At 63.6% G+C, this 12067-nt stretch carries 11 protein-coding genes; 1 reads left to right on the plus strand and 10 read right to left on the minus strand.

Annotated features, from left to right (window positions below; all coding sequences use genetic code 11):
* Window positions 1–279: 279 nt before the first annotated feature.
* The 5 genes from ACT86A_RS14095 to ACT86A_RS14115 are packed head-to-tail and all read right to left on the minus strand — an operon-like array spanning window position 280 to window position 5888.
* Window positions 280–1419, minus strand: coding sequence for an acyl-CoA dehydrogenase family protein (locus ACT86A_RS14095; RefSeq protein ID WP_445092542.1), 1140 nt, complete (start codon window positions 1417–1419; stop codon window positions 280–282).
* Window positions 1416–2534, minus strand: a complete 1119-nt coding sequence (locus ACT86A_RS14100; protein WP_445092543.1) for an acyl-CoA dehydrogenase family protein — start codon at window positions 2532–2534, stop codon at window positions 1416–1418. The genes ACT86A_RS14095 and ACT86A_RS14100 overlap by 4 nt, the downstream gene beginning before the upstream one ends.
* 17 nt (window positions 2535–2551) lie before the next feature.
* The gene (locus ACT86A_RS14105) at window positions 2552–3328 is read right to left on the minus strand and encodes an alpha/beta hydrolase family protein (protein ID WP_445092544.1); all 777 of its coding nucleotides are present in this window, start codon (window positions 3326–3328) and stop codon (window positions 2552–2554) included.
* A complete protein-coding gene (locus tag ACT86A_RS14110; RefSeq protein WP_445092545.1) occupies window positions 3322–4341 on the minus strand; it encodes a zinc-dependent alcohol dehydrogenase in 1020 nt (339 codons plus the stop codon). The genes ACT86A_RS14105 and ACT86A_RS14110 overlap by 7 nt, the downstream gene beginning before the upstream one ends.
* Window positions 4342–4346: 5 nt before the next feature.
* Complete coding sequence (locus ACT86A_RS14115) at window positions 4347–5888, minus strand: FAD-binding oxidoreductase (protein WP_445092546.1); 1542 nt, start codon at window positions 5886–5888, stop codon at window positions 4347–4349.
* Between the two features lie 191 nt (window positions 5889–6079).
* Here ACT86A_RS14115 and ACT86A_RS14120 point away from each other — a divergent pair, with 191 nt between their 5' ends.
* Window positions 6080–6589: a MarR family winged helix-turn-helix transcriptional regulator gene (locus ACT86A_RS14120; RefSeq protein WP_445092547.1), complete on the plus strand. Its 510-nt coding sequence runs from the start codon at window positions 6080–6082 to the stop codon at window positions 6587–6589.
* Window positions 6590–6618: 29 nt separating this feature from the next.
* Here ACT86A_RS14120 and ACT86A_RS14125 read toward each other — a convergent pair whose 3' ends face one another.
* From ACT86A_RS14125 to ACT86A_RS14145, 5 genes are all read right to left on the minus strand, one after another.
* On the minus strand, window positions 6619–6900 hold the full coding sequence (locus ACT86A_RS14125; protein WP_445092548.1) for a hypothetical protein: 282 nt from the start codon (window positions 6898–6900) through the stop codon (window positions 6619–6621).
* A gap of 160 nt (window positions 6901–7060) precedes the next feature.
* The gene (locus ACT86A_RS14130; protein WP_445092549.1) at window positions 7061–7942 is read right to left on the minus strand and encodes an alpha/beta hydrolase; all 882 of its coding nucleotides are present in this window, start codon (window positions 7940–7942) and stop codon (window positions 7061–7063) included.
* 15 nt (window positions 7943–7957) lie between these two features.
* Entirely contained in the window at window positions 7958–9277 is a 1320-nt protein-coding gene (locus tag ACT86A_RS14135) for an MFS transporter (protein ID WP_445092550.1), read from the minus strand.
* A 590-nt stretch (window positions 9278–9867) separates the two neighbouring features.
* Window positions 9868–10860, minus strand: coding sequence for an NAD(P)/FAD-dependent oxidoreductase (locus ACT86A_RS14140; RefSeq protein WP_445092551.1), 993 nt, complete (start codon window positions 10858–10860; stop codon window positions 9868–9870).
* Window positions 10861–10871: 11 nt separating this feature from the next.
* Window positions 10872–11978, minus strand: a complete 1107-nt coding sequence (locus ACT86A_RS14145; RefSeq protein ID WP_445092552.1) for an NAD(P)-dependent alcohol dehydrogenase — start codon at window positions 11976–11978, stop codon at window positions 10872–10874.
* Window positions 11979–12067: the final 89 nt, after the last annotated feature.

A 12067-nucleotide genomic window follows, 5' to 3' on the forward strand; every position in this document is an offset into this window, starting at 1 on the left:
GCGAAAGCTCATCCAGCAGCATCCGGAAACCGAACCACATGACCGCAGAACTCGACGCCGACTTCCGAAACGCGTTGGCCTGCCGATCTTCCGGCCGATGCCACGGCGACGTTGATCGCTCCGCACCCAGCACAACGTCAACCGAACTGCAATTCCAGCCACGCTGTGACCACGCGCAGCGACCAACCCCGGCAGCTTCTCGAGACATCGGAGCGGATAGCGGAACGTGATCGCTCGGCATCGTCGTCTCCGCCGCCGGGCGACCGCGGCACCCGGCGGTCAGAGAGATTCTTTCGGTAAGCCCAGAACTCGCTCTCCTAGAGCGTTCAACTGGACCTCTTCGGTTCCCCCGCCGACGCCGTAGGCGGGGCTCTGCAGGACAGCGTCGGCGACGCGGCTGCTCATCTCATCCGTCTCGGCCCACGCCGAGGCTCCCACGACCTCATAGGCGAACTCCGCCGCATCCCGCAGCGCCAGCGCTTCCGAGACCTTGGCCGCGGATCCCAACACGATCGAGGCGGTGCCGGCAGCGACCTCCTGGTTGATCCGCATATTGAGCAGCTGGGCCGCTCGCAGACGGATTTGCAGTTCGGCAAGTCGGTCGCGCACAACGGAGTCGCCGGCCTGACCGGAGTTCCGAATCACCGTGATCAGTTCGTCCCAGCCGATCATGAGCGGATCGCGCAAATTCATTCCGACAGAAGTCCGTTCGTGGCCCATCATCCAGGTCATGATCCGCCAGCCGCCGGCGCGTTCTCCGAGCATGGCGTCCGCGGGAATTCGCACGTGGTCCAAAGTGACCTCGTTGAACTCGGCGCGGCCGGTCATCTGGGTGAGCGGGCGAACCGTGACACCAGCCGTCGTCATGTCGAGGATGAACATGCTCAGTCCACGATGCCGAGGGATCTCGGTTTCGGTGCGCACAAGCAACAGCCCGTAGTCGGCGTAGTGGGCGCCACTCGTCCAGACCTTCCGGCCGGTGACGATCCAGTCCCCCTCTTCGGTCCTGACCGCGGATGTACGGACCGACGCCAAGTCGGAACCGGCGTCCGGCTCCGACCAGAGCTGACACCACACGTGATCCCCCCGCAGCGTCGCGCGGCCATGCTGTGCCCGCTGTGCGTCGGTTCCGAAATGGAGCACTGCCGGGCCACACACACTGAGGCCGAGGGTGAGTTCGGCGACCGGTGGCATGAACTTGTCCATCTCGATCGCGTAGAGCGCTTGTTCCGCCGAAGTCAGCTCGAGTCCGCCGTACTCGCGCGGCCACGTGGGACCTGCCAAGCCTGCCTCGTACAGTGCCTGCTGAAATTGTCTGGCCGCTGCGATGCAGGCAATCGATCGGGTATGCAGCCAGTCACTGCGCCGTGGGGCCCGTTCGGCGAGGAAGGTGTTGAGCCGAGCCTGCACCGTACTCATTCGATCACCCTCTCCGCGAGGAAGCGGCGGCGTTCGAGCCCGCCTCCGAACTCGGCTGCATCGGCCCGCGCCCGGCGGAAGTACAAATGAGCGACGTGCTCCCACGTAAACCCGATAGCCCCAAGTATTTTGATGAGATCGGCCGTCAACCGGCCGGCGGTCGCGCCCGCCGAACACGCCGCTTGCGCTACCGGGACAGCACTGTCGAGCCCTGGTCGGCCAATGCACCACGCGGCATATCGGACCAAGGAGCGCGCCTCCTCCAGCGCGATGAGCATGCGGGCGCACCGATGTTTGACTGCCTGGAAGGATCCGATCGTTCGGCCGAACTGGCTGCGAATCTCAGCGTGTTCCACAGCCAGCTCCAGAGCGCGAGCGCTCACGCCCACCAATTCCGCGGCCAGGAGCAGCTCCCGCAGGTCCGCGATCGAACCATCGGCCCGATCCAGGGAACCGACTACCCGAGCCGATGCATCGTTCATGGTGACCGAGGCGTGTCCACGGCTCGGATCGAGACCGTCGAGCGACCGCACCGAAACCGCCGCCTGGTGCAGCGCGACGGCCAGCAAGGTCGGCATGCCATCGAGATCCACCGACAGCAACAGCTCATCGGCCGCATCGGCGTCCAGTACCGAATCGAGCTGCCCGGAAATAAGGGGACGGCCGGCGTGCAGGCCGCCGGCTCGCAGTGGCTCCCGCATGTCGGCGAAGGCGATCACGGCACCTGCACGCACTCGCGACAGCAGATCGTCCGCCGCCGCCGAGAACGGCATCGACACCAGGTGGGGCAGCGCCATGCCGACAACAGTGAGCAGCGGAACCGGGCACAGCACGCGCCCGAACTCCTCTGCGACCAGAGCGAGTTCGACCGCGCCGGCGCCTGCGCCGCCCACGTCTGTCGGCACACCGAGATCGATCAGGTCGAGGTCGGTACACAGCTGCCGCCACAGGCTTGCGCGTTGCTCACCGGTCTGTGGTGGTTGCTCCAGCAAGATCCGGGGATTCCAGCGCTTGTTCAGGCATTGCCGGGTGCTGTCCACCAAGGCACGTTGCTCAGGCGAGGGCACCAGCACCGGCAATGCCGCAGCCGCACCGCCAGGTTCGAAAGGGCTCACAACGCCTCGTTTCCTGCTTACTCGAGCGCGTACTCGGTCTGGTTGCCGCAGTGCCGATCATCGAGGTAGCCCTCGAGCCATCCGATGACCTGCTGCCAACCCGCTTCATCCGGATCGATCACCTGAAAGTGGTCCACCCCGGCCAACTCGAGCAACTCGACGTCATCACCCGCCGATTCGGCCGCTGAGACGTACCCGCGGCTGTGCTCGACCGACACCCGCACGTCGGCATCACCATGCACGATCAGCTGCGGCCTTCCGATCGGCACCCGACACACCGGGGAGGCCGCGCGATACTCCAGTGGCGCGTGTTCCGGGCTCGCACCCATGAACAGACCCACCGCTGCTTCACCCAGCCCCTCCTCATAACAGGCGACCAAGTCGGTGATCGGCGCCAACCCCACCACCGCATCGACCAGACCCTGCGCCGCGGCCTGCAACGCCAGATGACCACCCGCCGAATGTCCCACCGCCACCAGCGGAATATCCCGACCGGCCATCCCAGCCCTTCGCAAAGCGACGATCGCATCGGCCACATCACCCACCGTCTGCGGCCACCCCCCATCGTCACCATCGATCCGGCGGAACTCCAGATTCCATACCCCCAATCCGCGCCCCACCAAATCCGCACACAGCGAATCCATCAACCGCAGACTATGGCGGGCACGCCACCACCCCCCATGAATCAACACCACAACCGCCCGTACTCGCTCCACCCGCGGCAGCCAACACTCCGCATACTGACTCGAGTGCTCGCCGTAACGAACGATTTCCGGCGACGTCACCGTCACCACTCCCCGTGCAACACACTACGCACCACCACATCTGGGCACTGCGACGTCACACGAAACGCCTCCGCAGCCGCACCCCAACCGAACTCATGCGTAATGACCGCCGCCGGATCCACCGCTCCCTCGGCCACCAACGACACAGACTCCGCGTAACACCCCGGCCCGCCCTTCACTCCGACCAGGGTCAACTCCTTCAGCAGAACGCTCGGTGGCGCAATAGAACTCGGCGCCCGCCCCACCACCGCCACCACCGAACCCGGGGAAGCCAGCTCATCCGCCAAAGCAACACCCGCTGCCGCCGCCGACGTCTCCACCACCAAGCGCGGACCCGCCCCGATGTCCACAGCCACCGGTTCATGCGCCCGCAAACCCAACCCAGCCGCCAACTCGCGGCGACCGGCCTGTGGCTCGAAGATGTGCGAGTCATACCCACGGTGATTCAACACCTGAGCCAACAAGATCCCCAATGGCCCCCCGCCCACCACCGCACACGGGACCGGACCCGGCAACATCGCTGCGGTTCTCCGCAACGTATGCACCGCCACCGCAACCGGTTCCAACACCGTCGCAGCCAAATCCGAAACCGCATCCGGCAATCCCACCAACTGCACCGCCGGCAGACACACATACTCCGCCAGCAATCCCGGCCCGATCATGCCCAGATATCCCCCATACCGGCACAACTGCACCGCCCCCCGCTCACAGTCCGCACACACACCGCAGCGAGTTACCGGATCAACCGTCACACGCTGACCGACAACAACGTTCTCCACACCTTCACCGACCGCGTGGACAACCGCTGCGCCATCGTGCCCCACAACATGCGGATACGAATCACCGCGACCCCCATACAAATGCAGATCGGTACCGCACAAGCCCAATGCCCGCATCGCGATCACCGCCTCACCGCGACCGGGCTCCGGAGCCGGCACATGACGACGACCGAACTCCCCCGCGGCGACCAGTTCGATCACCGAACCACCGGGAGTCACCTTGGGCGTGACAATTTCGCTCATGATGCCTACCTTATTCCGTATTTGCCGGGGGCGATCACCCCGTTGGGATCGATGGCCTGCTTGATCGCCGAGGTCAACCGACCGAACTCCGGCAAACGCTCACCCGCCCGCTCCTGCCAATCCGTCGGCGTACGCCCGATCGGCACCCCGATCGCGTCATAAGCCGCCACCAACGCGGCATAACACTCCGCCATCCGCCGACACTCATCCGCATCACCCCGATCGAACATGATGATGTGCAAACCCCGCGCCGCCCGCGGACCACACACGAACTCCACCATGTAATCGAACCCGTACTCCGCCAACACCCGCCGCGACACCTCCTGCTGCACCGCCGCAGCCTCCCCCACCATCGGAGTCGCCGGCAAAAACCACGTCGCCCCACCCGCACGCCAATCCAGCAAACCCAACTCCGACTCCGTCGGCTCACCACTGAACGTATCCAGATGAATCCGCAGAACAGGCGACTTCTCGATCTCCTCATGCGCGATATAACGAGCCCGCCCCGACGCCTCGAAATGCGCCCGCACACGCTCGATCTCCGGATCCAGCGCCTCGAAACTCGGACCATACAACGCACCCGACACCGTCCACGCCCCCACCCCATGCTTATCCCGCAACTCCCGGCGCACCTCATCCGGCAACGGCGTCAACCCACCCGTCCGCTCATACGGATACGACTCCAGCGTCCCCACACCATAAAGATCACTGGTGACCTTCATCAACGTCGGCACCGCATTCGACAACTTCAACGGCCGCACCAACTCGATGATCTCCGCCAGATCCCCATCCTCCGGGAACGTGAACGCGAACGACCGAATCGCCGCCGGCCGCGGCATCAACCAAATCGCCGCCTGCGTCACGACCCCGAAATTCGACTGCGAGAACAACCCATCCAGCAACGGCCCGAACCCCGACTTGTTCAGAAACCGCATCCCCGACCCACCCAACGCCCCATCACCCGGACAGAACACCTCCCCATCCGGCAACACCACCTCCATCCCACACAACATCCCGAAATGATCGAAATACGGCGTATACCCCGCACCCCGATCCAACGCATTCCCCAACACCCCACCATCCGGCGGACCCGACGTCCCACTCAACATCAACACATCCCCCCGACCAGCCAACTCCTCCCGCAACTGCCGAAACGTCACCCCCGGCTCGACCACCGCATACCCCAACCTCTCATCCACCGCCAACACCCGATTCATCCGCTTCCCCAAATGCAGCACCACCTGCCCCCCACGCACCGGCGACAACTCCCCCATCCCCAAATTCTGTCCCGTACTCGTCGGCCACAACGACACACCATGCTCATTCGCCAACCGCACCACCACCTGAACATCCCCCGTCGACCCCGGAAAAACCACACCCCCAGGCACACGATCCCCACCCGGCAACCGATTCGACCCATACACCCCCAACACCTCCGGCGACGTATCCACCGCCTCCTCACCAAGAGCCGCACGAACAGCTGCAAAAAACGATTCGGACATATTTTCAGGGTCCTTTCCTGAGCTAGGGTTTATTTGATCCCGCATGCTGTCCCGACGCCACAACTGAGCGCGGACGAGATGCGAGTATGTTATTTCCGACCGGCAGCCGCGCAAACGCCATACGGATTAAAAGTTCAAGATCACGCATAAATTCGGTACGGTCGTGGCCGATCCCATACGATGGACGAGTCCGCCCTTCCGCTCGGGCCGAAATCTTCCCACGGATCGGAAAGATCATGAACAGAAGAAATGGCGTTGCGAACTCCGACCCACGCCCGGCACAAGGCCGCGGAAAAGCTGTGCCCGCACTGCGGGACTCGACCTTCGTGACCGAGGATTTCCTGCCGTACCTTCTGAATCAGACAACGAATGTGTGGAACCACAATTTCACCAATACCATCAGGCATTCGACGGTAAACGCGCGGCAGTGGCGCATCCTGGCGATCTTGCTCCGCAAGCCCGGCGTGTCGTTGACCGAGCTGGTCGACATGACCGCGATAGATCAGCCGACCTCGAGCCGAATGGTCGATCAGCTGAACACACGCGGCTTGTTGAAGCGGGAGGTCGCCGAGAACGACGCTCGATTCCTGTGCCTTTCCCTGACCGACGAGGGTGCGGCAGCGGTCGAAGATCTCTGGCCGCTCGCTTGGCGGCAGTATCGCCGAGGCATCGGTGAGCTGGCTCCTGAGGAGGAGGCGCTGTTGATCACGCTGCTGAAACGAGTCCTCGACAGCTTGCAGACCTGAGCGCTGGGCCAGGCTTCCCCGCCTGGCCATCATCCCGCTCGCCGCTGCACACCGAAGCCGAACCCTTCGTCGACCATGCGCCGGAACTGCTCCCTGCCGTTGCGGACTTCCCCGATCAGGACGACTCCGGACACATGGCACGGTACGACGACCTGCCACCTCGTCCACCAGGTATCCAGGCTCGGAGCAGGAGCTCGGACCGTGGCGACAGCCGTCATCAGACACTGCTGACCCGCACTTGTCGCGTCGAAGCCGACAACGAAGTCCGATTCGGCGAATTCGAGCACGACCCGTCCATCGTTCAATGCCATACGATCCGGCTCGAGATCCGCGCACAACGAGATGGCCTGCACCGCATTGCGCAAACATTCCGCGCAGGTCCGAGTAACCGGCGTCATATTGTCATTCACTGGAGCTCCTCGGTAATACGCGTTATGGCGCCGACCCTGATCTCACTCGGTTCGAGCGTGGTCAGTTCAGCGCCGCCGCGACATCTGCCCACCAGAAATGCCGGGGATCGGCGAGTACCAGATGCGCGTCGTAATGGTCATGTCCGGCCAGCACCAGCCGACTCGTTTCAGTGCCGACTGCCTGCAGCTTCTCGTACATTTCCTGAGTGGATTGCTGAATTCGCTCTATGTCGCCCTCGGCAAGCAGCAGGTGGATGGGGGCCGATCCTGGATGCACCTGGTGTACCGGGCTGGCCTGCACATCGTCTTCCGGCTGCTCGAGGAAATACTTGTAGATACGCTCCGCGACGCTCCCGGCCGGACGCGATTCCGCGCAGACCGTCATGGAGCCCGAGACGGAATACGCCGCGCGGATAGGTCTGGGCGGCAGGTCGTACGCGGCGTAGAGATCCTCGCGAAGAGCGGCGAGCGCTGCGAGGTGGCCGCCGGCGGAATGTCCGGCAAGGACGATCCGATCCCGATCGATGCCCAACAGGTCCGCATTCGCGTGCACCCATCCGAGCATTTCGAGTACATCTTCCAGGTGGCTGGGGTACTTCCGCCGGGGCGCGAGACCGTAGCTGGGCGCCAGGAAGACCGCACCCAAGGCGTGCGCCGCCGGCGCCATGAAGCCGCACCAGTAGGAATAGCCGACCGTCCAGCCACCGCCGTGCATGAAGATGACCGCGGGTCGGCCGCGACCGCCGGGCTCCACGTCGTAGACGTCGATTACCTGCTGCGGATCCGCGCCGTACTGCCGCCGTTGCGGCGCAGGCACATGATCGAGCGCCTCGCGAGTCGCCGCAACGGCAAGCTGCACATATTCGTTGGCTCTCGGATTACTCAGGACCATCTGTTCCGGAAATACGCGGGGGTCGAGGAAGCTTGCGATATCGAATGACAATTCACTTTCCCTTCATCAGTGTGGCACGGAGGGTTCGATCACTACGCTCGAATCAACGGAGCGCGGAAGGCGTGACATCAGCACCGCACCCAGCAGGCCGGGAAGAGCCAGCGCCCAGGCCGCCATCGCGACGTTGCCTCCGCCGAGCGCCACGAACACACCGCCGTACGGCGGTCCGATAATCGCACCGAATCGACCGAAACCTGAGGCCCAGCCCAGACCGGTCGCTCTGATCTGAACGGGATAGTGCGCGGCGATATGGTCGTAAATGATGCCGTAGGCACCTCCCGCGCCCATTCCGGCGATTCCGATGCCGATGGTGAGCCACACTCCGCTGCCGAGTGCCATCACGGCGTATCCGATCACGCTGCACAGCAGTCCCGCCACGACAACGGGTTTAGGTCCGACCGAATCGGCCACAACCGCGCCGAGTACCGTCCCGACCACCGTCGCTGCGCTGAACAAGACGAAGAACGCCAGTGCCGCGTCCAGACTGAATCCTGCTTGCACCATCAATTGCGGCAACCAGGTCGTGACGCCGTAGACCAGCATCATGATCAGGAACATCATCAGCCAAAGACCGGGGGTTACCCAGCGATCGCGGTTCTCGAACAGCTGACCGGCCGGGAAACTGCCCGCTGACGACCTCGCCGAGGGGTCCGCCTGCTCCACTGCCGAGTTCGGCAGGCCGAACCTGGCGGTGACGGCGTCGGCTTCAGCGCCGCGACCGCGCGCTCTGAGGAAGACAGCGGATTCCGGAAGCCACAGCAGCGCGACGGGCACGAGGGTGAGCAGTGGGAGCGCTCCCAGGGCATAGATCGGCCGGAACCCGGTGTGTTCGAGCAACCCCAACGCACAGAAGGAGGCCGCGAGGCCGCCAACCGCCGGCGCGGTCATCACAAACCCCACTGCTCGTGACCGATAGCCCGGTTTGGCGAACTCGGCAGCTATCGCGACGACCGTCGGGGCGATGCCCCCGATACCCAAACCCGCCACGAAACGCCATGCTCCGAATACGCCGAAATTGGGCGCCACAGCGCAACCGAGAGCAGCGGCCGAAAAAAGGGTCAGCGAGAGCAGATAGAGCTTTCGCCGCCCTAGAATATCGGTCAATGTTCCGGCGACAAACGCCCCGACGAGAACTCCGACCAGCGAAATACTACCGACAGCAGCGGCCGACCGAGTTGTTACCCCCCACTGCGCTGCACCGATGATATCTGGCAGCGTGGCACCGTAGATGAAGATCTCGTAACCATCGACAAACATGGCCAGCCAGCACAGCAAGGGAACGAACCACCACCGCCATTGCCGCCGCGGAGACAATAAAGAGTTCACGTAAACCTCCATGGGTGCGGACCACTTGCCGGGATAGTCGGCGAAAACAGTTACCGAATTTTCCAGACGGAACTCCCGCGATGCAGGTCCAAATTCATCTCGAACGCAGAAGAACGTTCCCGGGGAGCCGTCCGATCAGCCATGCCTCGAATCAGGTCACGGTCGGACAGTTGCATTCAATCGAGTTACATTCAATCTCATATGATTTCTTATGCAAATGAGGTTACCCGCATCACACCTGGACCGCAAGGTTCCTATGGATCGGAAACTAGGATGAAACGGGGGGACGAAACCGCCTCCCCCGCAGCGTCATCGGACGACCGCGCGATGCCCCGATCCCGAAGGCTACCTGTTCTACGCGACAGTCGCGAGAGCCGCCGAAGCCCGGTCCAGCTCGCTCGCCGACCCGGCGTAACCGGTTCGCCGCGGCACCGACACAGGGTGACCAACGGGCCGCGAGTGACGATCTTCCACTCGCGGCCGAAGTCGGCAAACACAGTGCGGCTGTTGATGTTTCGCGCCAATCGCGCTCGCGCGGGAGCACCCCATCGTCGAGCTCAGCTCCAGGACGTACTACGAGCGAACCTGCCTTACCCGGCCACCGGAGCCGAATCCGTCGAGTGTCCAGGGAACAACGACTCCTCGGGGTTGATGCGAACGGCCGCATTGTTGACGGCCGTCGCCGCCTCACCGAATCCGACGGCGATCAATCGGACCTTGCCCCGGTAGCCGGAGACGTCACCGGCGGCGTACACACCGGGAATATTGGTCTCCATAGCGCTATCGACAGTGATATAGCGGTTATCGGTTATCTCGATCCCCCAGTTCCGGATCGGACCGAGATTCGCGGTGAACCCCAAGGCCGCAATGACCGCATCGGCCGGCCGAACGAGATTCGTCCCGTCGGACTTCGTGATCTCCACCTCCTCGACCCGGCGGGCTCCACGCACGGCCGTGACCTCGGCATCGGTGACCACGTCCACGGTGGAGCTCGTCAGCTGTCCGACCGTGTGCGCGTGCGCCCGAAAAGCCGCTCGGCGGTGGACAAGCGTGACCGAGCGAGCCAGCGGCTCCAGTGACAGCGCCCAGTCGCAGGCGCTGTCGCCACCGCCGACCACGACGACGTCCTGATCTCGGTGGACATCGAGTTCCGGGACGAAGTACGAGACACCGCGCCCCAGCCAATCCATTCCTGCCGCCAGCGGGCGGGGCGTGAATGTGCCTATGCCGGCGCTGATCACCAGAGCCTTGGCGCTGACCTCCACACCGTCGTCCGTGGTGATCACCAATGATCCGCCAGCCACGACTTCGAGTGTTTTGGCATTCCGTTCCAGGAGATACACCGGATCGAACCGTGCTGCCTGTTCGACGAGGCCGGCCACCAGATCCCGCCCCTTGACCGACGGGAAGCCGGCCACGTCGAAGATCGGCTTCTCCGGGTACATGGCGCTGATCTGGCCACCCGGCTCGGGCAGCGAGTCGATCACCACCGTACGCAGACCCCGAAAGCCCGCGTAGTAGGCGGCGAACAGGCCCACGGGGCCTGCTCCGATGATCGCCAGATCACAGTCGATGCTGGTCATGTCGTGCTCGCTCACGGAATCAATACCGGCTTGACCGACCGGCCGCTTTCGGCAGCCTCGGCCGCCGCGTTGATCTCGGACAGCGGGAACCGCTCGATCAGCTTGTCGAAGGGGAACAAGCCCTGACGCCACCAATTGATCATCGTGGGCAGGAACACATGCGGTGAGGCATTACCGACGAGTGCGTCAGTAATGGTTCGACCGAAGATCACGGACTGGGAGTCGATCCGCAGATCGTCCGTGAACGCGACGATCGCACAAACACCGCCCGGAGCGAGCGAATTCACCGCCGTCGAAACGACACTCGCAACGCCACTGGTGTCGAAGGAATAGTCGGCGCCGCCCGTGATGGCTTGCAGCTGCTCTGCGAGATCCGCCGCTTTGCCGTCGATGGTGTGTGTCGCACCGAGTTCCTCGGCAAGCTTGCGGCGACTCTCGATAATGTCCACCGCGACAATTGTCCCGGCATTGCAGATTTTGGCCGCCATGACGGCGGCCAGGCCTACCGCGCCCGCACCGAAGATCACGATCGATTCCCCGGGACGAACTCCGAGAGCGTTCACGACCGCGCCGGCGCCGGTCTGGAAACCACAGCCCAGCGGCCCGAGAATCGCCAAGGGCAAGTCCTTGTCGACCTTCACCGCGTTGGTCTCGGTCGCCACCGCATAGGTACCGAACGAAGACTGGCCGAACCAGGTGCTGTATACCGGAGCACCGTCGGCATCGAGTACCGGAGAATGCACCCGGCCCAGCGCCTGGCCGGCATTGAGGTCCTGCCATCCGTCGCAGTAATACGGCTTGCCGGCATGGCAGCGGCGACAGTGCCCACAGCTGTCGTAGCTCAGAACGACATGGTCGCCGGCAGCGAGACTGGTGACGCTGGCACCGACGGCCTCGACGACTCCCGCGCCCTCATGACCGAAGATCGCGGGATGGAAAAAAGCTCCGGCCACTCCTTTGACCGCCAGGTCGGTATGGCACATGCCGACTCCGGCAATTTTCACCAGAATCTCATGCGGGCCAAGGCCATTCAGCCGCATCTTCTCGAACTGGAAGCCGTGGTTGATGTCGCGCACGACCGCGGCGGTAAATTCACTGACTTGCTGCGTCTCGGGCACCTGATTTCTCCTTGCGTCGCCGCTGACACTGTTTCAATCGACATACGAGAATGTCACTCTATTTGGATGGGCCGATTCCGCCCGAAAAT

This window comes from Nocardia glycosmidis, from assembly GCF_052545115.1.